A 24,610-nucleotide genomic window follows, 5' to 3' on the forward strand; every position below is an offset into this window, starting at 1 on the left:
CCTGTCTCGGCAAGCACCTCGTCGACAAGATCACGATCGACGATACGAGTCAGGACCCCTACACCGATTCGATCCGTCATACGTACACCCGCGAGCGCGGTGCCACGATCGCCCTGAAGCATGGCGAGAAGATAGCAGAAGGCAGGCAGAGGAGGAACAGAAGGAAAGACCTGCCGCTTTATCCACAGAACGCACGGGAGTGTCGCTGTGGAAAAGTGGATGACGAAATGCCGAGGAGCTTAAATGAGTGGCATTGCCCTGCCGGCACGTTGAAGTTCACGAGCCGTACTCGCGTGGATCCGGCTGCTCGGGCTGAGGCGACGGAGCGGGCAGCGGCGGCTGGGGAGGGGGAACACCGGAAGCCTGAGCTTGCTGCCGCTCGTAACGCGCCACCAACTCGGCATCACGGCGCTTCATTTCGCTGAGCCACCGCGGCGCGAAGCTCGCGGCGGCCACCAGCAGTGCCGACAGAACGAGTGCGGCAATCACACCGACAACGGAGTTGTCGTGCAGATTCCAGGCCACGGCGAGCATGACAACCGCGCCGACTGAGAAGAAGATCACAAGTGGTGCCGGGCTTCTGTCACCACGCACGGCGATGTTCCGTCGCGCAGCGGCAGCCTTGGCGGGACTCACCCACGTCCCTCCAGCAGGCACAGGCACCGGCGACCACCCTCGCTGCGGCGGTTGCCCTGGTAAGGGGGGCGGCGTCTGTGCTGCATGTGCGGCACGCTGCCGACCCTGCGGCGAGTTGTCGAGGCGAAAGACCATCGTGTACTCGCCCCTGTGGGTATTCGCTGCACTGACCAGTTCATAGCCGAAATGATGAGCGAGGACAAGTGCGCGTCCCGTATTCGCCAGACCCATTCCCCTAAACCTGAGAGTAGTCGGGGAACGCCCGTCGAAGTGAGCTCTGATCTCAGCTTCTTTCATCAGCCGCTCCTCGCCTGCTGGTTACGTGCAGCTCTGTCCTTCTCGCTCCCCGCACTCCATGCGTTCTCGAAGGCGACCAGCATTGCTCCGGCACCTGCCGGAATTCCAAGCTCGGCCGCTTGGCGTTTGTCCTGGGGAACGAAGTACCCCAAGGCTGTCGGATCTCCCATGATCGTCGTCCAGGAGTCCACAAGCCCGAAGTTCCCGCCGTGATCCACAGTGCTCCTGAACACGCCGACAAGGTCTGCTCCCACGCGCGTAGAAGCTCCGAACGGCAGTGACCCGAGCATGTCCTGCGCCAGGGAACGGTTGGCCACGACATCTTCCCCGCCCGCCAACCGCGCTGTGCCGTGCGTCAGGAGTGCCGCGAACGCTGTGCCAGCCGCCGCCGTTTCGAATGCCGCAGCAACAACTGCCAGTGGCGGACAGAACGGACTGACAGCCAGCAGGCCTAGTCCGACGAGACCGGTGATCGCGCTGAGCGCCGAGAACACGTCACCAATCGCCGCGATTGCGTGAGCGTGGTCCTCCACCCACTGGGCGACATCGTCGGCGAGCTTGGCTATGCCGTCTGACACCGTCTCCAGGTACTCGCCGAACGAGCCGGACAGATCGGTAATGGCGTCGCCGATCTTGTCAAACAGCCCAGGCTCGTCCGGGGCGATCTCCATCGCACCGCGAAGACGGTTCGCGACCGCGTGCCCCTCCGCGCGGTAATCCTCCGCCAGCGAACGGGCGCTGCGGCGGATATGCTCCAGCCGCACGGAAGCTACGACGACCAAAGCCTGCGCCTCACGGCGCTCCTCCTCGTCGGTCCGATCGGGCTTCTCCCCCGCCGTGCTGGCTTGCCGGTACCGGTCCGGGGAGCCCTCGGCCGGAGGCTTGGTGTCGTCTTCGGTGGCCGCGCCCAGCCTGCGTTGAGCCTTGCTCAGTTCGCTCTCGGCGTCCTCCGCCTCACGTTCCAGTCGGCGCGCCACGTCCTGCTGGGTGCGCATGTACTCGGCCCAGCCCTCCAGGGCCGTGGCAGCCATGCCGAACGAGTCACGGGCCTCGTCCATCTTGGGCCGGAAGTCGTCCTCGAACTTCTCCCGGAACGCCTCCGCCGCCTTCCCCTTCCAGTCGCCGGGCCCGGTGCCGTGGAGCACATGGCAGATCTCGGACAGTGCCCGTGCGGTCCGCCGCACCACTTTGGCGACGTCTTCCGCGCCCCGCACGTCGCCCGGACAGGGCATGAACCCGAGAGAGGAGAAGTCGGCCGGCTGTAACGCACTCAAGTCCGCCCCCCGCCGGCCTGGGTGCGAGATCGCGGGAGCGCGTTGGCCAGCTCACCGTCCACTCGCTGAAACTCCTGCTTGACCTTCAGCAGGGCTTCCGACGCGGCATCGGAGAACTTCTCGATCTGCCCGATGCCGTACGACCACTCGTCCCCGAACTCATCCATTCGACGACCCAGCACATCCACCCCCATGGACCAGCCGTCGACCTCCTCCATCTCCCGCCCCGGCCGCTTCATCAACTCCGATATGCGCTTGATGTTGCGCCGGACCCGGTCGAGGGTCTCCATATCCACGTACAGATCGCTCACGTGCCCCTCCTGACGCGCGTCAGCGGACGACGGACTGGATCTCGTCGACTTCCAGTTCGGTGGTCGTGCCGAAGGAACCGTCGGGCAGATCGCCGCCTGTGTCGCCGGAGCCCTCCCACTCGATGGACCAGGTGACCGTCGCGCGGAACGGATAGGTCTCACCGTCCGGCGTGGCACGGAGGTAGGTCAGCCCGCAGGGCGGGGTCTCTTCCGCGGCTCCCGGGGTGTACGGGGTGCCTATGGAACCGTCGTCGTTGATGGCGCAGGTACCCGAGGAAGGGTGCAGCTCGGCGTCATCGGTGCCCGGATCGAGGCTGAGCGAGACCGGAGTCGCGGTGGTCCTGGCCCATAGGCCGAGCACCGGCACCCGGGCAGTCACCGAAACGGGCTCGAAGGTCGCGTCCTCCAGCCAGGCCCAAGTCGGGAGGTTCACCTTCTGCGCACGCTCGGCATCGGGCTTGAGGCTGATCTCCGTATCCGGCACCCGGATACGGTCGTACGCGAGCCCCGCAAGGATCTCCGGCGTCACGGCGTTCTCGAACTCGGCCGGCGGCGGATCTCCCTTGTCCACCCAGAAGGGTCCGTCGTCGCACTCCAACGCGCCCGGAACGCCGGCGCCGCCTTCTGGGACGTAACCGTCCCACCAGTAGCCGTCACCGGACTTCGCCATATTGAAGTCGTCGTACGTTCCTGGCTCATCACCCCCGTCGGCGAACTTGGCCCGTTGCTCGGCGTCCCACTGATAGCCGGTGGACTCCAACGACCAGGTGTGCTCCATCTCCTTCTTCAACTGCTTGGGCGTATACAGCGGCGCATACCAGCAAGGCGGCGGCGACCAGTCCCCCACCGGATCCAACGCCCCGGTACCGCCCCCGTTCCCACCATCCCCGGCCCCGTTTTCGGATTCGTCGATCACCACCCCCCCGACCTCGGCGTGCAGCGTCTGCCCTTCGGCGCCCCCGTCGGCAGCGGGCGGGGGCGCTTCTGGGTCACCCTCGGATCCGCCATCGCCCGGCGTGATGTCGGCTCGGGCCATGGGTGCGACGAGGACGAGCAGGAATAAGCTCGCCAGCATCCCCCTCAGAACGCGCTTCACGGTTGGCACTGCGCTGCCCCCCTTTCCGAGATGATGCTGGTGGTCCGCCAGACACCCTGATCGTCCTTCTGCAATTCGGTGTTGTAGACGACGTAGCTGTTCTCCGTGACCGGGGTGACGTTTACCTTCCCCGTCTCCAGGCTCTTGCTGTAGCCCTTGCTCTCGTCAGCGCAGAAGGTGAGCGTCGCGGTCCTGTCGTCCTTCAATGTCACCTGCCGGTCGACATAGCGGACGACACCGGTCACGGTGAGCTTCTCTTCCTTGAACTGCTCGACCCACTCGGCTGTTTCGCCGAGTGCCCCATCGATGTTGTAGTAGTTGATGGCTTCATACTCCGGGTCCAGGCCGGCGATGGCGGACTGGACTGCCTTCATGCGCTCAGCGTTGTCACGCAGCACGGCGTCCTTCGCGGGGTCTCCTGTCTCCTCCGGGCTGAAGGTGACCTTGAGGTCGTCCGGCAGCTTGATCTGCGGTCTGCCCGCCGCCTCCTCCGAGGCGCTCGGCGACGGCGACTTCTCCGCCTTCTCAGCGCCCTGGATCTTGTCGTCCGACGAGGTGTCGCCGTCCTCGTCGCCGCCGCAGGCGGTCAGCAACAGGCTCAGGGTGGCAGCGGCAGCCGCCATCACGGCAGCGGAATGGGCGCGGGGGGACACGATCAACTCCCGGTTATGGTGACGATACGTCAGGCAGTCGACGCTATCGGAACCTTAGCCGCGTTCACCACCCCACCTTTTGCACCTGTGGATAACGAGAACGCGAAGGCTCATTCCGCTACCCCACTCACCAGGAAAGTGGAATTCCATTCCGCACCCCCAAGCGACGAGTTGCCGGAACAGGCATACGCCAACCACGCCCCGCCCACCCCAACGGCACCCCATCGGCACGCCAAAGGCCCCGGCCCGCCGAACGAATCGGCGGGCCGGGGCCCCGGGGACTTCGTACCGTCAGGTCACTTGATGATCTTGGTGACCTGGCCGGCGCCCACCGTCCGGCCACCCTCGCGGATGGCGAACTTCAGGCCCTCCTCCATGGCGATGGGCTGGATCAGCTCCACCTTCATGTCGGTGTTGTCGCCCGGCATGACCATCTCCGTGCCCTCGGGGAGGTGCACGACGCCGGTCACGTCGGTGGTACGGAAGTAGAACTGCGGGCGGTAGTTGTTGAAGAACGGGGTGTGCCGACCGCCCTCGTCCTTCGACAGGATGTACGCCGTCGCCTCGAACTCGGTGTGCGGGGTGACGGTGCCCGGCTTGATGATGACCTGGCCGCGCTCGACGTCCTCGCGCTTGATGCCGCGGAGGAGGAGACCGACGTTCTCACCGGCCTGGCCCTCGTCCAGCAGCTTGCGGAACATCTCGATGCCCGTGACCGTGGTCTTGGTCTTCTCTTCCTTGATGCCGATGATCTCGACTTCCTCGTTCACCTTGAGGATGCCGCGCTCGATGCGGCCGGTGACGACGGTGCCACGACCGGTGATCGTGAAAACGTCCTCGATCGGCATCAGGAACGGCTTGTCGATCTCGCGGACCGGCTCCGGGATGGACTCGTCGACGGCCTTCATCAGGTCGAGGACGGTCTTGCCCCACTCGGCGTCGCCCTCCAGCGCCTTCAGCGCGGAGACCTTGACGACCGGGACGTCGTCGCCCGGGAACTCGTACTCGGAGAGCAGCTCACGGACCTCGAGCTCGACGAGCTCCATGATCTCCTCGTCGTCCACCATGTCGGCCTTGTTCAGCGCGACAACGATGTACGGCACGCCGACCTGGCGGGCGAGCAGCACGTGCTCCTTGGTCTGCGGCATCGGGCCGTCGGTGGCGGCGACCACGAGGATCGCGCCGTCCATCTGGGCGGCACCGGTGATCATGTTCTTGATGTAGTCCGCGTGACCAGGGCAGTCGACGTGCGCATAGTGCCGCGACTCGGTCTGGTATTCGACGTGCGCGATGGAGATCGTGATACCGCGCTGCTTCTCCTCCGGAGCCTTGTCGATCTGGTCGAAGGCCGAAGCCTCGTTCAGGTCCGGGTAGGCGTCGTGCAGCACCTTGGTGATCGCCGCGGTAAGAGTGGTCTTGCCGTGGTCGATGTGACCGATGGTGCCGATGTTGACGTGCGGCTTAGTCCGCTCGAACTTCGCCTTCGCCACTGGGGTCCTCCTGTGGACTGGTGCTGTACGCCCCCCGCCTTCTACGGAGGGGTTCAGGTGGTCGTTCCGAACCGGTCAGGACCCCGAGGGGGACGCCCTTGACCTGTTCGCCTGTGGTCGGCGGCCGGGGCACCCGCCGCAGCTCCCGAGGGGATCTGCGGCGGTTTACCCCGTATGCCGTTTGCTACAGCCTACGGCTTCACTCGCCCTTGGCCTTCGCGATGATCTCCTCGGCGACGTTCTTGGGAACCTCGGCGTAGGAGTCGAACTGCATGGAGTAGCTCGCCCGGCCGGACGTCTTGCTGCGCAGGTCGCCGACGTAGCCGAACATCTCCGACAGCGGGACCAGACCGGTGACCAGCTTGGCACCGCTCCGGTCCTCCATGGACTGGATCTGTCCACGGCGCGAGTTGATGTCGCCGATCACGTCGCCCATGTAGTCCTCGGGCGTCGTGACCTCGACCTTCATCATCGGCTCCAGCAGGACCGGGGCGGCCTTGCGGGCGGCCTCCTTGAAGGCCATCGAGCCGGCGATCTTGAAGGCCATCTCGGACGAGTCCACCTCGTGGTAGGCACCGTCCAGCAGGCGCACACGCACGCCCGTCAGCGGGTATCCGGCGAGGATGCCGAATTCCATGGCCTCCTGGCTGCCCGCGTCCACCGAGGGGATGTACTCCTTGGGGATGCGGCCGCCGGTGACCTCGTTGACGAACTCGTAGCCGTCGCCCTCCAGCGGTTCGAGCGCGATGATCACGCGCGCGAACTGTCCGGAGCCGCCGGTCTGCTTCTTGTGCGTGTACTCGTGCTTCGCCACCGGCCGGCGCACCGTCTCGCGGTACGCCACCTGCGGCTTACCGACGTTCGCCTCGACCTTGAACTCGCGCTTCATGCGGTCGACCAGCACGTCCAGGTGCAGCTCGCCCATGCCCGAGATGATGGTCTGGCCGGTCTCCTCGTCCGTCTTGACCCGGAAAGACGGGTCCTCCTCGGCGAGGCGCTGGATCGCGACGCCCAGCTTCTCCTGGTCGCCCTTCGACTTCGGCTCGATGGCGACCTCGATCACCGGGGCCGGGAAGTCCATGGACTCCAGGATCACCGGGTTCGCCGGGTCGCTCAGCGTCTCACCGGTGGTGGTCTGCTTCAGACCCATGACGGCGACGATGTCGCCGGCACCCACCGACTCGATCTCCTCACGCTTGTTGGCGTGCATCCGGTAGATCTTGCCGATGCGCTCCTTGCGGCCCTTGACCGAGTTCTGCACCTGCGAGCCGGAGTTCAGCCGGCCCGAGTAGACCCGGATGAACGTCAGCTTGCCCAGGTGCGGGTCGCTGGCGATCTTGAAGGCGAGCGCGGAGAGCGGCTCCTCCTCCGACGGCCGGCGGACGATGACCTCGTCCGGGTTGCCGACGGCGTGCCCCTCGATGCCCTCGACGTCCAGCGGCGACGGCAGGTACCGCACGATCGCGTCCAGCAGGGGCTGCACGCCCTTGTTCTTGAACGCGGTGCCGCAGAACACCGGGGTGACGGTGGTGGTGTCGCTCTTGCCGGAGTTGATGGTGATACGGCGCACGGCCGCGTAGAGCTGCTCCGCGGTGGGCTCCTCGCCCTCCAGGTACAGCTCCATCATCTCCTCGTCGTTCTCGGCGACGGCTTCGAGCAGCTTGCCCCGCCACTCGTCGGCCGCCTCGACGTGGGTCTCCGGGATGTCGACGACGTCGTACGCCTCGCCGAGCTTGGCCTCGGGCGACCAGACGAGCGCCTTCATCCGGACCAGGTCGACGACGCCCCTGAAGTCGGCCTCGGTGCCGATCGGGAGCTGCATGACCAGCGGGGTCGCACCCAGCCGGTCGGTGATCATGTCGACGCAGCGGTGGAACTCGGCGCCCGTGCGGTCCAGCTTGTTGACGAAGCAGATACGCGGGACGCCGTACCGGTCGGCCTGGCGCCACACGGTCTCGGACTGCGGCTCGACGCCGGCCACCCCGTCGAACACCGTCACCGCACCGTCGAGGACGCGCAGCGAGCGCTCCACCTCGACGGTGAAGTCGACGTGGCCCGGGGTGTCGATGATGTTGATGGTGTGGTCGACCTCGTCGAGCGGCCAGTGACAGGTCGTCGCGGCAGACGTGATCGTGATGCCGCGCTCCTGCTCCTGCGCCATCCAGTCCATCGTGGCTGCGCCGTCGTGGACCTCACCGATCTTGTACGAGACACCGGTGTAGTACAGGATCCGCTCGGTGGTCGTCGTCTTGCCCGCGTCGATGTGCGCCATGATCCCGATATTGCGGACCTTGGCCAGGTCAAGTGAGGTGGTGGCCATGTTGGCTCAGTCTTCTCTCTCGTAACTACGGGTTTCGACTACCAGCGGTAGTGCGCGAACGCCTTGTTGGCGTCGGCCATCTTGTGGGTGTCCTCGCGGCGCTTGACGGAGGCGCCGAGGCCGTTGCTGGCGTCCAGCAGCTCGTTCATGAGGCGCTCGGTCATCGTCTTCTCGCGGCGGGCGCGGGAGTAGCCCACGATCCAGCGCAGCGCGAGCGTGGCGGACCGGCCGGGCTTGACCTCGACCGGGACCTGGTACGTCGCACCGCCGACGCGGCGCGACTTGACCTCAATGGCCGGCTTGACGTTCTCCAGGGCGCGCTTCAGCGTGATGACCGGGTCGTTGCCGGTCTTCTCGCGCAGGCCCTCCATGGCGCCGTACACGATGCGCTCGGCGGTGGAGCGCTTGCCGTGCAGCAGCACCTTGTTGATCAGCGACGTCACCAGAGGAGAGTTGTAGACCGGGTCGATGTGCACCGGCCGCTTCGGGGCGGGGCCCTTACGAGGCATGCTTACTTCTCCTTCTTGGCGCCGTAGCGGCTGCGGGCCTGCTTGCGGTTCTTGACACCCTGGGTGTCGAGCGAGCCGCGGATGATCTTGTAGCGAACGCCCGGCAGGTCCTTCACACGGCCACCGCGCACGAGCACGATCGAGTGCTCCTGCAGGTTGTGCCCCTCACCCGGGATGTAAGCGGTGACCTCGATCCCGCTGGTCAGACGCACACGCGCGACCTTACGCAGGGCCGAGTTCGGCTTCTTCGGGGTGGTGGTGAACACACGCGTGCACACGCCGCGGCGCTGGGGCGAACCCTCGAGCGCGGGCGTCTTGTTCTTCTCGACCTTGTCCTGCCGGCCCTTGCGGACCAGCTGCTGGATCGTAGGCACCGTTTCTCCGGTTTCTGTGTGCCGATCTCGATACTTCTAACCTGGGGTTCTGTCCGTGAAGACCGGCCGCTGCCCCGACCCACGCGGTCGGGTGTGTCGCAAGCCCCGTACGACCCCGCCAGTCTCACGGGGAAGTGCAGCTCTTCGGTGTCACAGCCTCGGCGCCTTCGCGGGAGCGCCCCCGCGCACGCGAAGACCCGGGGACACCCCAGGCACAAGGTCAGAGCGTACCTACAGCCACCCGCTCCGGTCAAAACAAAAAGACATAAGGGACGGCGGCTGGAGGTAAGGGCGATGCTCAGCTACTCGCCACGGCCGCCACGATCAGCGCGATGAACGCCACGAAACTGAGCGCCAGATAGCCGATGACCAGGCCCGCGATCGCCATGCCGTCGCCACCCTCGCCGGTCCTGCGGATCTCCGCACGCGCCTTGTGCCCCAGGATGATCGCGGGGATGAACGTCACACCGACCATCGGCACCAGCGCACCGCACACCAGCGCACCGATCGCCGTGCTGTTCGTTTTCGGCGGGGGCGGCAGGATGGGCACGGGCTGGAACGTCCGCGGCACCATGGCCGGCATCGTCGGGATGCCGACGGGGCCCTGCGGCAGGTCGGAGATGAGCAGGTGCAGCTCGCCGTAGGTCTGCGCGTCGTACGCCTTCGAGATCCGCTGCTCGTACTCCGGCTGGGTGAGCCTGCCCTCGGCGAACCCGGCCTTGATCACATCGACGGTCCGCTCCCGGTCGGCATGCGAGGCACGCATGGACGGAGGCCGGCTTTGGTCCCACGGCTGCATGGACACTCAGGAACCTCCCCACCCGCGGTCTCCGCGGACCGCGTGCTCTCTATTGTGCTCGACGCACGGGGCGCCGAGGGAGTTCCGGTGCGGCGCCGTGAAGTTCGCGTCGCCGCGTGCGCCCCCTGTGCACCACGTTGTCCAGTTCGCGCGCTGTCTCATGGTAGCCCCGTGCAGTACGTTCATCCGCCTTGAGACGCCGGGTGACTGGGAGATACGTGGGCATGGCCACCGAGAGGCCCCGCTGGGAGTTCGAAGGGCTTGAGGACCGCGTGCCGTTCCTGGCCCGGCTCGAAGAGGAGGACCGCACCGCGCTCCTGGCCACGGGACGGGCCCTGCAGTTCACCACCCGCACCGACGTGCTACGCCAGGACGAGCCGTCCACCCACATCCTGCTGATCCTGCGCGGCTGGACGAAGGTCACCGCGTCCGCGGCCGGGAACGGATACGAGGCGCTGCTCGCGCTGCGCGGCCCGGGCGACATCGTCGGGGAGGCTGCGGCGGTGAGCAGCCGTCCGCGTTCGGCCACGGTGACGACGCTGGAGCCGGTCGAGGCGGTGGCCGTCGAACAGGATCGCTTCGCCGCCTTCCTGCGCGGCTGCCCCGCCGCGGCCATGCAGTTACTCAGCCTGACGAGCGACCGCCTGCGCTCCGGCGACCGCCACCGCCTCCAGGCCGCCGCCCTGCCCGTACGCGAGCGCCTCGCCGTCCTTCTGCTCGATCTGATCCGCGCGCACGGGCGCCGGACCGCCGACGGCATCGAGGTGCGTGTGCCGCTGAGCAAACAGGAGTTGGCCGGCTCCATCGGCGCGTCCCGGGAGATGGTGCAGCGCCTGCTGCGGGAGCTGCGTGACCGCGGCGTCGTGACGACCGGGCGCCGGACGCTCGTCGTGCTCCGGCCGGACGTCCTGCGCCGCATGGCCCGCACCTGAGCCGAGCATCCCCCGAAATGGTCGCACAGAGTAGCGATGTCAGCCCTCAGGGTTACTGTGTGTACGTGTTCACACTTCGACTGCGTCATACGACCTCACGACCCGGCGCCGACTCGCGCCACGCTGCTGTGCTCCGGGACGGCACCAGCAGAGAGGCGCTCATGACCGACCCAGTCAGCCGCACGATCCTCCTCCTCGACATTGAGAACTACAGCCGCCGCGACAATGTGGAACAGGCCTACCTGCGGCGCATGCTCTACGACATCGCCGACCGCATCCTCGACACCGCCGGTACGGATCCGACGTTGCGGCGCCGCGCGGACCGCGGCGACTGCGTCATCGAGCTGATCGACGCCAACGCCTCGGTGCCCGCCCTCCTGCGCGCTCTGATCTCCGATGCCCCGGTTGAACTGCACGCAGTCAACCGGATGGCGTCCCGCAGCGCGCAGATCCGGCTGCGTGCCGTGCTGGCCACGGGGTTCGTGGGGATCGACGAGCACGGCGGCTGGGTCGGCTCCGACCTCAACCACGCCTGCCGGCTGCTCGACGCGGACATCCTCAGGCACGCGCTCCGCGAACGGCCGGGCGGCCTCGCGCTGCTCGTGTCGCCGGAGATCCGCGACGGGATCGTGCGGCACGGCCACCCTGGCATCAGGGCCGAGGAGTTCCACAGCGTCGGCGTGGACAGCAAGAACGGCCAGCTGGCGGCCTGGCTCTACGGGCCACTGCCCGCCGGCACCGCGGCGGGCCCGGCGGCGGACGGTGGGGCCGATGACGGACAGGACGGCGCAGAGAGCGGCGGGGCAGGCGGCGACGAGGACGGCGAGGACGGCAGCGGAAAGGGCTCCGCCACACCTCCGGGCCCCGAGCCGGTCTCCCCCGACCGCGCTGCGCCGCCGGCCACCCCGCCCCCCGCCGGCCAGTCCATCCGTATCGACGGCTCCCCCGCCTTCGGCGGCAGCTTCGTCGCCGGCAACCAGACAGGTGTCAGCGGCGGCCACGCGCGCGACGTCCACCTCGGCGGTGCCGAGCGCCGGGAGTCCCGGTGAGCGCACCAGAAGCCGCGGCCGGCGAGCCCGCCGGCCGCCCGCGCCGCCCCGGCCCCGCGGCGCCCCCGGGCGACGGCCAGCCAAAGCCGGGGAAGGGGGCGAAGCCGGGAAAGGACGAGCAGCGCACCGCCGGCGAGGCCGAAGAGGCCGACGACCAGCCCGAGGAGGAACAAGAACGGCCGCAGGACGCCTGGAGCGCCCGGCGCGATCTGCTCCAGCACGGGCCCCCCGCCATCGGTAACTCCGCGCGCTTCGGCGGCAGCTTCGTGGCGGGCGACCAGATAGGGATGAGCGGCGGCCGGGCCCGCGACATCTACATGGGCGGTAAGACGGAGATCTACCACGTCGGTGTGCCCACCGCGGCGCACGGCTCCGGCAAGGTCTCGGCGCGCGTGCTGGAGCGGATGGCCGAGCGGTTCGTGACCGACGAGGAGCACTTCGCGCTGCTGGAGAAGCAGTTGCGCGGCGAGCGGGTGCTGATCCTCTCCGGCCAGCCGTTCACCGGTCGCCGCACGGCCGCCGTCATGCTGCTGCGGCAGCTCGGCCTCACCTCCGTACGCCTCCTCGACAAGGACACCCCGCCCGCGAAGCTCGCCGAGCAGTTGAAGCGCCCCGACGGCGACGGTGCCGACGAGCCGTGCGGCTACGTCTGGTGCGACGCCGTCACCAGCCGGGACCAGCCGCTGCGCGAGTCTCACCTGCTCGCCGCCCAGGAGCGGCTCGGCGACGGGTATCTGGTCGCCACCGTGGGCCCCACCGCCGTGCTGGAGGACGTGCCCGCCGTGCCGTGGCAGCCGCCCGCCGGCGCCGACGTGCTCGCCAGGCACCTGTGCCTGCGTGTCGGAGACGACGAGGCGCACGGGCTGCTGAGCCTGCCGCCCGTCGTCGACTTCCTCGGCCGGGACCACCAGTTGCGCGAGGTCGCCGCCTTCGCCGTGGCGCTGCACCGGCACGCCCGCGGCGGGGCCGGCGAGGCCGAGGTGGCCGGGTTCTCCCTCTCCGCGATCGAGTCGCAGGTGCGGGAGTGGTTCGACGCGGCCACCGTGTCCCTGCACGACAAAGCGCTCCTGGTCGCGCTCGCCGCCTTCGACGCCGGCCCGTACGCGCTGACAGCAGAGCTGGCCGACGTGCTCTACCAGCAGCTCCAGGCCGTCGAGGACCCCCACCGGACGCCGCGGATCCCGGTGTTCAGCCCGCCGGCGGCCGAGCGCCTGGGCGTCCTGCGGGCCGAGCCGTACGAGGCGGAGGAGGACACCGAGTGGGGCCCGGTCACCCTCACCAAGGGCCGCTACCGGGACGACCGCACCGCCCCCGTGGTGCTCCGCCAGGTCTGGACCGCCCACCCCTCCGCCCGCCCCGCGCTCGTCGGCTGGCTCTCCCGTCTCGCCCGCGACGGCCGCCCCTTCGTCCGCAGCCGCGCCGCGGCGGTCGCGGCAGTCTTCGCGGCCCGCGACTTCCCCTCCGCCATGGCCCTGATCGTCGAGCCGTGGACGCTCGCCGACGACTTCCGCCGCAAGCTCGCCGCCGCCGGCGCGCTCCTGTACGCGTACGGGATCGGCGTGCCCAACGTGGTCCGCGTGCTGGACGCCTGGTGCGAGGACGACAGCGAGGACAAGAGGTGGGTCGCCATCAGGGCCCACGCCCTCATCGGCCCCGCCCGCCCCCGCGAGACGCTGCGCGCCCTGCGGAAGTCCGCCCGCCGGCTGCACCGGGAGCTGGTGGAGCTGAGCGAGCAGGAAGACCTGGGCGAGCCGGAGGACTTCGCCGAGCTGCCGCCCTTCGCTCTCCTGCGCGACGAGCTATGCGACGCCGTGGAATTACTGCTCACCTCCGACGCCCGGGGCGTCGTGCTGGCGGAGTTGCGGCAGACACCGGAAGGCGAGCAGGCCGTACGGGACATGGGCGTGGGCGGCTTCGTCGGCGCCTGCCGCCGCGTCGGGGACGACTCCGACAGCGCCGCGCCTGACGCGCAGCCGCAGGTCCTGACCTGGTACGCGGACGCCATGGCGGCCGGCAGCCGGGACGCCGCCGGCATCGCCGACCTGTGGCGCTCCGCGCTGAACTCGCGCCCGTACGGCCGCGAAGCGCTCGACGTCCTCCGCGACTGGGTGCTGGCCGCCGACCGCGCCGAGCCCACCGAGTGGGCCCTCGCCGCCCTCCTGCCCGCCCTGGTGACCACGGGGCGCGAGCACGACCGCCTCAGCCACCTGCTGCGCACCATGCCCGGCGACGACGGGACGCTGCCGCCGCCCGTGGCCGCCAGGCTCCTCAGCGTGCTGAACAGACATCGGTGACAACCGCACGATCCCGCGGCCCGCACGGCCGCCACACCGAAAGGCATCCATGCACGAGTTTCGCCGCCCACCCGACTGGGACCAGCAGGCCGACAGGCACACGGCCCTCATCGATCCCGTCCTGACCGTACGACAGCTTTCCCGCCTGGAGTTCGTCGCCCGCAAGCCACCGACCCGTATCGACCACGCGCTCGTGTTCGCCACCGCCGACGGCGGCTACGACGTGTTCGTCCCGCCGAACCGGCCGAGCCGCACGGAGGCGGCGGCCCGCCGCTACACGGCCGTGTACGAGGTGGACATGGGGCGGCATCCCGTCAACGCCGAGCTGAACCTGCCGAGCGACAACGACGCGTTCGAGTTCGGTGTCGAGGCCGAATTGTTCTGGCAGGTGACCGACCCGGCGCGGTTCGTCACCAGCGGCCACCGGGACGTCCCCGCCCTCCTCCTCGGCCGGCTGCGCGAGGCCGCCCGCCCGGTGGCGCGCGGCTTCGCCATCGACCACAGCGCCGATGCCGAACGGGCCGTGCTGCGGGCGCTCTACGACCGCGGCCCGCTCGGCGAGGATGCGGGGCTGCGCGTCGACTGGACCGTCCGCGTGCGGCGCGACGGCGCGAACATCGCCCACCAGCAGCGGCTGCAGTCCATCGACCACGACGCAGCGGAGAGCGTGCAGCGGTCCCGGCGCGGCACGGAGACCGACCGGGAGGAGAACATCCGGCTCCGGGCGCGGGACTCGCTGGAGCTGGAGCGCGCCATGTCCTACGGCGAGCAGCATCACGAGCTGGCGTCCAAGCAGCTCGGCTGGCAGCACGCGCAGAACGTCCAGGCGCAGCGGCAGGCCGTGGAGCTGCAGCGGCTGGAGAAGGAGAAGATCGAGTTCTACCGGTGGCATCTGGAGAAGGGCGGCGCCACCGCTCTGGCCATGCACCTATCGCACCACCCCGAGGACTCGCGGCTGGTGATGGAGAACCTGCGCCAGGACGAGCTGGCGCTCATCGAGACGCAGAAGGACCTGGTCGTCCAACTGCTCGGCGGGAAGGGGGACGTCGAGGAGTACGAGCTGGAGGGGCCCAAGAAGCTCGCGCTGGAGACGGTCAAGCAGATCCTCGCCCAGCGGCGTCCCGGGGCCCCCGGCGAGCCCGGCACGAACGCCCCGGAGGCGGCCGGGCAGCCCGGCCCCAGCCCCGTACCGGCGTCCGACTGGCAGCCGCCCGCCGGCTACGGAACGCTGCCGCAGATGCCCGGCGCCCCGCCGCCGGTCCCCGGCCCGCCGGCCGCGCCGCCGACCGCACCACCTGCGGCGCCGCCCCTCGGCCCGCGGCCACCGGAGCGGACGCCCGAGCCGTCGGACGCGGCTCCCGCGGCGCCGGAGGACGAGGCCGCGGAGGAGGGCGCCGACCGATGAGCGAGCCGACCGACCCGACCCGGCAGCCGCCCCCGCACCCGGACGAGCAGCCCCCGGCCTACCCGGGCGAACAGCCGCCGCCCTACCCCGGCGAGCAGCCGCCTCCGTACCCCGGCAGCGAACAGGAGCCCGTACGCCCCGAGCCGGCGCCCGCCGCCGCACCTCCCGGCGGTGCCGAGCCCCCGCCGGACCCCGTGCCCGGCCCCGGTCCGACCCCGCAGACCGACGACGATCTCTTCACCCGCCGCCGCGTCCACATCGCCCAGCGCCAGCGTGGCGCAGACGCCGCCGCGCTCGGCAACCTCGCCCTCCACATCCCCAACTTCCTCGCCAGCCTCATCGTCGTGGGCCTTGTCTCACTCCTCTTCGGCGGCATGGCCTGGCTGCTGGTCGTCGCCTGGCTCGCCAGCGGCCTGCTCGTCTTCCACCGCCCCACCGAGGACCTGCTCGCCCGCCGGCTGCTCGGGCTGCGCTACCCCACCGCCGCCGAGGACGCGAAACTCGCCCCGGTCTGGCGGGAGGTGACGGCGCGCGGCGGAGTGGAGGGCAGGAGCTACCGGCTGTGGATCGAGGACTCCCGGGACCTGAACGCCGTCGCGGCGGCCGGGCACATCGTCGGCGTCACCGGCTACGCCGTGCACCATCTGCCGCCCCGCCATCTCGCGGCCGTCCTCGCCCACGAGCTGGGGCACCACGTGGGCGGCCACAGTTGGTCCTCGCTGCTGGGCTACTGGTACGCGCTGCCCGGCCGGCTGGCCTGGCGGCTGCTCCGCGCCGTCGTCGGCAGCGTGTTCTCCCTCGCGCCCGGCTGCGGCTGCGTCGTGGTGGGGATCGCCGTGCTCGTCTTCGGCGGGATGGCGTTCGTGACGATCGACGACTTCTACGGGCTGCCGCTGCTGATCGTCGCCATACCCTGGCTGATCGCGGCGGTCAGCCGGCGGGCCGAGCTGCGCGCCGACCGGCACGCGGCGGCGCTCGGCTTCGGGCCCGTGCTGGCCGACGTCCTCACGCAGACGCACGAGGCTGAGACCGCGGCGCGGCAGGCGGCCCGCCCGGCGCACGGCGCCTGGCCGGGCCCGCCGCGCACGACGGGCACGACGGGCGTGCCGCGGATGCCGCCGGGCGCACCCACGCCTCCGTACGGCACGCCCGTGGCACCCCCGCCCCCACCGCCGCCTCCGCCCCCACCCCCGCCCCAGTCCGCGGCCGCACCCCACGGCCCGCACATGGCGCCCAGGGAGGGCCTGCTGCGCCGTCTCCTCGACTCCCATCCCGACTACCACACCCGCCTCCACCACCTTCGGATGTACACCGAAGGCCACCGCCGCTAGCGCGCCGAGGCGAAAAACGCCGCAGGGCGGCTCTCCGGGGGAGAGCCGCCCTGCGGGCCGTGCGGTGACGCGGGCGCCGTTACTGGTTGTACGGGCCGTAGTCGTAGTCCTCCAGCGGGACCGCCTGGCCGGAGCCGGTGCCGAAGGGCGAGTAGTCGATGTCGTCGTAGCCGACGGTCGAGTACATCGCGGCCTTGGCCTCCTCGGTGGGCTCCACCCGGATGTTGCGGTAGCGGGACAGGCCCGTACCGGCCGGGATCAGCTTGCCGATGATCACGTTCTCCTTGAGGCCGATCAGGGAGTCCGACTTGGCGTTGATCGCCGCGTCGGTCAGCACCCGGGTCGTCTCCTGGAACGACGCCGCCGACAGCCACGACTCGGTGGCCAGCGACGCCTTCGTGATGCCCATGAGCTGCGGACGGCCGGAGGCCGGCTGGCCGCCCTCGGCCACCACGCGGCGGTTCTCCTGCTCGAACTTCGAGCGCTCGACCAGCTCGCCCGGCAGCAGCTCCGCGTCGCCGGACTCGATGATCGTCACCCGGCGCAGCATCTGCCGGATGATGATCTCGATGTGCTTGTCGTGGATGGACACGCCCTGGCTGTTGTAGACCTTCTGCACCTCGCCGACCAGGTGGACCTGCACGGCCCGCTGGCCGAGGATGCGCAGCACGTCGTGCGGGTTCTCGGTACCCACGGTCAGCTTCTGGCCGACCTCGACGTGGTCGCCCTCGCCGGCGGTGAGACGGGCGCGCTTGGACACGCCGTACGCGACCTCGTCGGAACCGTCGTCGGGGGTGACGACGACCTTCTTGGTCTTCTCCGTCTCCTCGATCCGCACCCGGCCCGCGGCCTCCGAGATCGGCGCCACGCCCTTGGGCGTACGGGCCTCGAAGAGCTCGACGACACGCGGCAGACCCTGGGTGATGTCCTCACCCGCCACACCGCCGGTGTGGAAGGTGCGCATCGTCAGCTGGGTGCCGGGCTCGCCGATGGACTGGGCGGCGATGATGCCCACGGCCTCGCCGATGTCCACCAGCTTGCCGGTGGCCAGCGAACGGCCGTAGCACATGGCGCAGGTGCCGACGGCGGACTCGCAGGTGAGCACCGAGCGGGTCTTGACCGTCGCCACGCCGTGGCGGATCAGCTCGTCGATGAGCACGTCGCCCAGGTCGGTGCCGGCCGGGGCCAGCACCTTGCCGTCGACGACGATGTCCTCGGCGAGGCAGCGCGCGTACACCGAGGTCTCGGCGTCCTCGGCCTTGCGCAGCGCGCCGTCGGCGCCGGGCGACGCGATCTCCAGCTTCAGGCCGCGGTCGGTGCCGCAGTCCTCCTCGCGGATGATCACGTCCTGCGAGACGTCCACCAGACGCCGGGTCAGGTAACCCGAGTCGGCGGTGCGCAGCGCGGTGTCGGCGAGACCCTTGCGGGCGCCGTGCGTGGAGATGAAGTACTCCAGCACGGACAGGCCCTCGCGGAACGAGGACTTGATCGGCCGCGGGATGGTCTCGTTCTTGGCGTTGGACACCAGACCGCGCATGCCCGCGATCTGACGCATCTGCATCATGTTTCCGCGCGCACCCGAGTTGACCATCATGAAGATCGGGTTGGTCTTCGGGAAGTTCTCGTTCATGGCCTCGGCGACTTCGTTGGTCGCCTTGGTCCAGATCGCGATGAGCTCCTGGGTGCGCTCGTCCTTGGTGATCAGGCCGCGCTCGTACTGCTTCTGGACCTTCTCGTCCTGAGCCTCGTACCCGGCGATGATCTCCTTCTTCGCCTCCGGCACGACGACGTCCGAGATGGCGATGGTGACGCCGGAGTGGGTGGCCCAGTAGAAGCCCGAGGACTTCAGGTTGTCCAGGGTCTGCGCGACGAGGACCTTCGGGTAGCGCTCAGCGAGGTCGTTGACGATCTCGGAGAGCTGCTTCTTGCCCACCGTGTAGTGGATGAACGGGTAGTCCTCGGGCAGCAGCTCGTTGAAGAGCGCGCGACCCAGGGTCGTACGCAGCCGGAACGGGTCGCCCGGCTGCCAGTCCGAGTCGGCCGCCCCGGCCCCGACGGCACCTGCCCCGACGCCGTCGTCCTGTGCTTCGGGCACCGGCGGCGTCCAGCCGCGCGGCGGCACCGAGCCGACGGGGAAGCGGATGTCGACGCTCGCCTGGAGCGACAGCTCACCGGAGTCAAAGGCCATGATCGCCTCGGCGACCGACGCGAACGAGCGGCCCTCGCCCTTCATCTCACCCTCGATCTCGTCGGTGGTGAGGAAGAACAGCCCGAGCACCATGTCCTGGGTGGGCATGGTCACCGGCCGGCCGTCGGCCGGCTTGAGGATGTTGTTCGAGGACAGCATGAGGATGCGGGCCTCGGCCTGCGCCTCCGCGGACAGCGGCAGGTGGACGGCCATCTGGTCGCCGTCGAAGTCCGCGTTGAACGCGGTGCAGACGAGCGGGTGGATCTGGATGGCCTTGCCCTCGACGAGCTGCGGCTCGAACGCCTGGATGCCGAGGCGGTGCAGCGTCGGCGCCCGGTTCAGCAGCACCGGGTGCTCGGCGATGACCTCTTCCAGCACGTCGTACACGACCGTACGGCCGCGCTCGACCATGCGCTTGGCGCTCTTGATGTTCTGCGCGTGGTTCAGGTCCACCAGGCGCTTCATCACGAACGGCTTGAAGAGCTCCAGCGCCATGGCCTTGGGCAGGCCGCACTGGTGCAGTTTGAGCTGCGGGCCGACGACGATGACGGAACGGGCCGAGTAGTCGACGCGCTTGCCGAGCAGGTTCTGCCGGAAGCGGCCCTGCTTGCCCTTGAGCATGTCGGACAGCGACTTCAGCGGGCGGTTGCCCGGACCGGTCACCGGCCGGCCGCGGCGGCCGTTGTCGAACAGCGCGTCGACGGCCTCCTGCAGCATGCGCTTCTCGTTGTTGACGATGATCTCGGGCGCGCCGAGGTCGAGCAGCCGCTTCAGCCGGTTGTTGCGGTTGATGACGCGGCGGTACAGGTCGTTCAGGTCGGAGGTCGCGAAGCGCCCACCGTCGAGCTGCACCATCGGACGCAGGTCCGGCGGGATCACCGGGACGCAGTCCAGCACCATGCCGTTGGGGCTGTTGCGGGTGTGCTGGAACGCGGAGACGACCTTCAGCCGCTTCAGGGCGCGGGTCTTCTTCTGGCCCTTGCCGGTACGGATGATCTCGCGGAGCTTCTCCGCCTCCTCGTCCAGGTCGAAGGACTCCAGGCGCTTCTGCAGCGCCGCGGCGCCCATGCCGCCCTGGAAGTACGTGCCGAAGCGGTCGCGCAGCTCGCGGTAGAGCAGCTCGTCGCCCTCCAGGTCCTGGACCTTGAGGTTCTTGAAGCGGTTCCACACCTCGTCCAGGCGGTCCAGCTCGCGCTGGGCCCGGTCGCGGAGCTGCTTCATCTCGCGCTCGCCGCCCTCGCGCACCTTGCGGCGCACGTCGGCCTTGGCGCCCTCGGCCTCCAGCTCGGCCAGGTCGGCTTCCTGCTTCTTGGCCCGGGCCTCCAGGTCGCCGTCGCGGCGCTGCTCGATCTGCTGGCGCTCGACGGAGATCTGGGCCTCCAGCGACGACAGGTCGCGCTGGCGGCGCTCGTCGTCCACCCACGTGATCATGTAGGCGGCGAAGTAGATGACCTTCTCCAGGTCCTTCGGAGCCAGGTCGAGCAGGTAGCCCAGGCGCGACGGAACGCCCTTGAAGTACCAGATGTGCGTGACGGGCGCGGCCAGCTCGATGTGGCCCATCCGCTCACGGCGCACCTTGGCGCGGGTCACCTCGACGCCGCAGCGCTCACAGATGATGCCCTTGAAGCGGACGCGCTTGTACTTGCCGCAGTAGCACTCCCAGTCCCGGGTGGGGCCGAAGATCTTCTCGCAGAAGAGGCCGTCCTTCTCGGGCTTGAGGGTGCGGTAGTTGATGGTCTCGGGCTTCTTGACCTCGCCGTGCGACCAGGTCCGGATGTCGTCCGCGGTCGCCAGGCCGATCCGCAGCTCGTCGAAGAAGTTGACGTCGAGCACTCTCGTCAATCCCTCTCAGGGTCGTGTGTCAATGGGTCTGATCGCGGGTCGCGGTGGGGGTACCACCCAGGCCCGCCAGGGCCGAGGGGGAGGGAGCGGCTTCGACGGAAGCCGCTCCCCGACCCGTCAGACCTCTTCGACGCTGCTCGGCTCGCGCCGGGACAGGTCGATGCCAAGCTCTTCGGCGGCACGGAAGACGTCCTCGTCCGTGTCGCGCATCTCGATGGACATGCCGTCGGAGGAGAGCACCTCCACGTTCAGGCACAGGGACTGCATCTCCTTGATGAGCACCTTGAAGGACTCGGGGATGCCCGGCTCGGGGATGTTCTCGCCCTTGACGATGGCCTCGTAGACCTTCACGCGGCCGGTCACGTCGTCCGACTTGATGGTGAGCAGCTCCTGCAGCGCGTAGGCGGCGCCGTACGCCTCCAGGGCCCACACCTCCATCTCGCCGAACCGCTGGCCGCCGAACTGCGCCTTACCGCCCAGCGGCTGCTGGGTGATCATCGAGTACGGGCCGGTGGACCGGGCGTGGAGCTTGTCGTCCACGAGGTGGTGCAGCTTGAGGATGTACATGTAGCCGACGGAGATCGGCTCCGGGAACGGCTCGCCGGAGCGGCCGTCGAAGAGCTGTGCCTTGCCGGACGGCTGCACCATGCGGTCGCCGTCGCGGTTGGGCAGGGTGTTCTTGATCAGGCCGGCCAGCTCGTCCTCGCGGGCGCCGTCGAAGACCGGCGTCGCGACGTTCGTACCGGAGGCGACCTGGTCGGCGCCGATGCCCTGCAGGCGCTCGGCCCACTCCTCCTTGATGCCGGAGACGTCCCAGCCCTGGGCGGCGAGCCAGCCCAGATGGATCTCCAGCACCTGGCCCGGGTTCATCCGGGAGGGCACGCCGAGCGGGTTGAGGATGATGTCGACCGGGTGGCCGTCCTCCATGAACGGCATGTCCTCGATCGGCAGGATCTTGGCGATGACGCCCTTGTTGCCGTGCCGGCCGGCGAGCTTGTCGCCGTCGGTGATCTTGCGCTTCTGAGCCACGTAGACGCGGACGAGCTGGTTGACGCCGGGCGGCAGCTCGTCGCCCTCCTCGCGGTCGAAGACGCGGACGCCGATGACGCGGCCGGTCTCGCCGTGCGGCACCTTCAGGGACGTGTCGCGGACCTCGCGGGCCTTCTCGCCGAAGATCGCGCGCAGCAGCCGCTCCTCCGGGGTCAGCTCGGTCTCACCCTTGGGCGTGACCTTGCCGACCAGGATGTCGCCGGCGACGACCTCGGCGCCGATGCGGATGATGCCGCGCTCGTCGAGGTCGGCGAGGACCTCCTCGGAGACGTTCGGGATGTCCCGGGTGATCTCCTCGGGGCCCAGCTTGGTGTCGCGGGCGTCGACCTCGTGCTCCTCGATGTGGATCGAGGACAGGACGTCGTCCTGCACGAGGCGCTGGCTGAGGATGATGGCGTCCTCGTAGTTGTGGCCCTCCCACGGCATGAACGCCACCAGGAGGTTCTTGCCGAGCGCCATCTCGCCCTCGTCGGTCGAGGGACCGTCGGCGAGCACCTGGCCCTCGACGACGCGGGCGCCCTCGTCCACGAGCACCTTCTGGTTGAAGGAGGTGCCCTGGTTGGAGCGGTGGAACTTGTTGACGCGGTACGTGGTGTAGGTGCCGTCGTCGTTGGCGACGGTGACGTAGTCCGCGGAGACCTCCTGGACCACGCCGTCCTTCTCGGCCTTGATGACGTCGCCGGCGTCGACCGCGCAGCGGTACTCCATGCCGGTGCCCACCAGCGGGGCCTCGGCCCGGATCAGCGGCACGGCCTGGCGCATCATGTTCGAGCCCATGAGCGCGCGGTTGGCGTCGTCGTGCTCCAGGAACGGGATCATCGCGGTGGCGACCGACACCATCTGGCGCGGCGAGACGTCCATGTAGTCGACGTCGTCGCCGGGGATGTAGTCGATCTCGCCGCCGCGGCGGCGGACCAGGACGCGGTTCTCGGCGAAGTGCAGGTCGTTCGTCAGCGGCGCGTTGGCCTGCGCGATGACGAAGCGGTCTTCTTCGTCGGCCGTCAGGTAGTGCACCTCGTCGGTGACGATGCCCTCGACGACCTTGCGGTACGGGGTCTCGATGAAGCCGAACGCGTTGACCCGGCCGTACGAGGCGAGCGAGCCGATGAGGCCGATGTTCGGGCCTTCCGGGGTCTCGATCGGACACATGCGGCCGTAGTGCGACGGGTGCACGTCGCGGACCTCGAAGCCGGCCCGCTCACGGGACAGACCACCGGGGCCGAGCGCGTTGAGCCGGCGCTTGTGGGTCAGCCCGGACAGCGGGTTCGTCTGGTCCATGAACTGCGACAGCTGGCTGGTGCCGAAGAACTCCTTGATGGAGGCGACGACCGGCCGGATGTTGATCAGCGTCTGCGGCGTGATCGCCTCGACGTCCTGGGTCGTCATGCGCTCGCGCACGACGCGCTCCATGCGGGCGAGGCCCGTGCGCACCTGGTTCTGGATCAGCTCGCCGACATTGCGGATGCGGCGGTTGCCGAAGTGGTCGATGTCGTCGGTCTCGACGACCACGGACTGGCCGTTGTCCCCGACGGTCTCGACCTCACCGGCGTGCAGCTTCACCAGGTACTTGATCGAGGCGATGATGTCCTCGACCGTCAGCGTGCCGGCGTCGAGCGGCGCGGCGGCGCCCAGCTTCTTGTTGATCTTGTAGCGGCCGACCTTGGCGAGGTCGTAGCGCTTGGGGTTGAAGTACAGGTTCTCCAGCAGCGTCTGCGCGGCCTCCTTGGTCGGCGGCTCGCCCGGACGCAGCTTGCGGTAGATGTCGAGCAGCGCGTCGTCCTGGCCCTGGGTGTGGTCCTTCTCCAGGGTGGCGCGCATGGACTCGTACTCGCCGAACTCCTCGAGGATCTGCTCGTTCGTCCAGCCGAGCGCCTTGAGCAGCACGGTGACCGACTGCTTGCGCTTGCGGTCGATGCGGACACCGACCATGTCGCGCTTGTCGATCTCCATCTCCAGCCAGGCACCCCGGGAGGGGATGACCTTGACGGAGAAGATGTCCTTGTCGGAGGTCTTGTCGATGGAGGAGTCGAAGTAGACACCCGGGGACCGGACGAGCTGCGAGACCACGACACGCTCGGTGCCGTTGATCACGAAGGTGCCCTTGTCGGTCATGAGCGGGAAGTCGCCCATGAAGACCGTCTGGGACTTGATCTCGCCGGTCTCGTTGTTGGTGAACTCGGCGGTGACGAAGAGCGGCGCGGCGTACGTGAAGTCGCGCTCCTTGCACTCGTCGATGGAGTTCTTCGGAGGCTCGAAGCGGTGGTCGCGGAAGGTCAGCGACATCGACCCGGAGAAGTCCTCGATCGGGGAGATCTCCTCGAAGATCTCCTCGAGGCCGGACTTCGTGGGGACGTCCTGTCCGTGATCCAGGGCATCCTCGACACGAGCCTTCCAGGCGTCGTTGCCGAGAAGCCAGTCGAAGCTCTCGGTCTGGAGCGCAAGAAGGTTCGGAACCTCGAGGGGCTCCTTGATCTTCGCGAAAGAGATGCGCAGCGGGGCGGTGCTGGCGCCGTTGTTCGTACTTGCGGTCGAGGCGGTGCGCGAGGCGGCCAAGAGGGGTCCTTCCGAGGGCTCGGACTCACTACGCGCGTACCGGTCCCAAAACCCACACGGGGAGGAGAACGCCCAGGTCAAAGCGTGTCTCTCAAGATCGTACGAGCTCTGGACAGACCCCTGGTGACGGGCAGGGGCAGTTAACAGGCAGCGCAAAGGGTCAGTGTAGCGACTCGCCACACTGATGTCCAGCGGAGGCTGGAGACC

Annotated in this window: 17 protein-coding genes; 5 read left to right on the forward strand and 12 right to left on the reverse strand. The window is 69.0% G+C overall.

Annotation, left to right across the window (positions count from 1 at the left end; all coding sequences use genetic code 11):
• Positions 1–276: 276 nt before the first annotated feature.
• The 10 genes from B124_RS28255 to B124_RS28300 form a co-directional block, all read right to left on the reverse strand.
• Positions 277–636 (reverse strand): hypothetical protein, encoded by a 360-nt coding sequence (locus B124_RS28255; RefSeq protein WP_496505812.1) that lies wholly within the window; start codon positions 634–636, stop codon positions 277–279.
• A gap of 296 nt (positions 637–932) precedes the next feature.
• On the reverse strand, positions 933–2,207 hold the full coding sequence (locus tag B124_RS28260; RefSeq protein WP_496505813.1) for a putative T7SS-secreted protein: 1,275 nt from the start codon (positions 2,205–2,207) through the stop codon (positions 933–935).
• Entirely contained in the window at positions 2,204–2,518 is a 315-nt protein-coding gene (locus B124_RS28265; RefSeq protein WP_496505814.1) for a hypothetical protein, read from the reverse strand. Before B124_RS28265 ends, B124_RS28260 begins: the two co-directional genes overlap by 4 nt.
• Before the next feature lie 19 nt (positions 2,519–2,537).
• Positions 2,538–3,554: a hypothetical protein gene (locus B124_RS28270; protein WP_496505862.1), complete on the reverse strand. Its 1,017-nt coding sequence runs from the start codon at positions 3,552–3,554 to the stop codon at positions 2,538–2,540.
• A 56-nt stretch (positions 3,555–3,610) separates the two neighbouring features.
• A complete protein-coding gene (locus tag B124_RS28275; protein ID WP_496505815.1) occupies positions 3,611–4,267 on the reverse strand; it encodes a hypothetical protein in 657 nt (218 codons plus the stop codon).
• A gap of 296 nt (positions 4,268–4,563) precedes the next feature.
• Complete coding sequence (tuf, locus tag B124_RS28280) at positions 4,564–5,757, reverse strand: elongation factor Tu (protein ID WP_496505816.1); 1,194 nt, start codon at positions 5,755–5,757, stop codon at positions 4,564–4,566.
• Between the two features lie 199 nt (positions 5,758–5,956).
• Entirely contained in the window at positions 5,957–8,077 is a 2,121-nt protein-coding gene (fusA, locus tag B124_RS28285; protein ID WP_496505817.1) for an elongation factor G, read from the reverse strand.
• Between the two features lie 38 nt (positions 8,078–8,115).
• Complete coding sequence (gene rpsG, locus B124_RS28290) at positions 8,116–8,586, reverse strand: 30S ribosomal protein S7 (RefSeq protein WP_496505818.1); 471 nt, start codon at positions 8,584–8,586, stop codon at positions 8,116–8,118.
• A gap of 2 nt (positions 8,587–8,588) precedes the next feature.
• Positions 8,589–8,960: a 30S ribosomal protein S12 gene (gene rpsL / locus B124_RS28295; protein ID WP_003948652.1), complete on the reverse strand. Its 372-nt coding sequence runs from the start codon at positions 8,958–8,960 to the stop codon at positions 8,589–8,591.
• Between the two features lie 298 nt (positions 8,961–9,258).
• A complete protein-coding gene (locus B124_RS28300) occupies positions 9,259–9,726 on the reverse strand; it encodes a DUF1707 and DUF4190 domain-containing protein (protein ID WP_496505819.1) in 468 nt (155 codons plus the stop codon).
• A 257-nt stretch (positions 9,727–9,983) separates the two neighbouring features.
• Between B124_RS28300 and B124_RS28305 the strand changes: the two genes are divergently transcribed.
• From B124_RS28305 to B124_RS28325, 5 genes are all read left to right on the forward strand, one after another.
• On the forward strand, positions 9,984–10,691 hold the full coding sequence (locus B124_RS28305) for a Crp/Fnr family transcriptional regulator (protein ID WP_496505820.1): 708 nt from the start codon (positions 9,984–9,986) through the stop codon (positions 10,689–10,691).
• Between the two features lie 161 nt (positions 10,692–10,852).
• Positions 10,853–11,740: a hypothetical protein gene (locus B124_RS28310; protein WP_496505821.1), complete on the forward strand. Its 888-nt coding sequence runs from the start codon at positions 10,853–10,855 to the stop codon at positions 11,738–11,740.
• Positions 11,737–14,034 (forward strand): hypothetical protein, encoded by a 2,298-nt coding sequence (locus B124_RS28315; protein ID WP_496505822.1) that lies wholly within the window; start codon positions 11,737–11,739, stop codon positions 14,032–14,034. Before B124_RS28310 ends, B124_RS28315 begins: the two co-directional genes overlap by 4 nt.
• A gap of 49 nt (positions 14,035–14,083) precedes the next feature.
• A complete protein-coding gene (locus tag B124_RS28320; protein WP_496505823.1) occupies positions 14,084–15,439 on the forward strand; it encodes a hypothetical protein in 1,356 nt (451 codons plus the stop codon).
• On the forward strand, positions 15,436–16,770 hold the full coding sequence (locus B124_RS28325) for a M48 family metalloprotease (RefSeq protein ID WP_496505824.1): 1,335 nt from the start codon (positions 15,436–15,438) through the stop codon (positions 16,768–16,770). Before B124_RS28320 ends, B124_RS28325 begins: the two co-directional genes overlap by 4 nt.
• Positions 16,771–16,849: 79 nt before the next feature.
• Here the strand turns inward: B124_RS28325 and B124_RS28330 are convergent, their stop codons facing one another.
• Positions 16,850–20,791, reverse strand: a complete 3,942-nt coding sequence (locus B124_RS28330) for a DNA-directed RNA polymerase subunit beta' (protein WP_496505825.1) — start codon at positions 20,789–20,791, stop codon at positions 16,850–16,852.
• Between the two features lie 126 nt (positions 20,792–20,917).
• On the reverse strand, positions 20,918–24,403 hold the full coding sequence (rpoB, locus tag B124_RS28335; protein ID WP_496505826.1) for a DNA-directed RNA polymerase subunit beta: 3,486 nt from the start codon (positions 24,401–24,403) through the stop codon (positions 20,918–20,920).
• Positions 24,404–24,610: the final 207 nt, after the last annotated feature.

Source organism: Streptomyces sp. CNP082 (genome assembly GCF_059570535.1).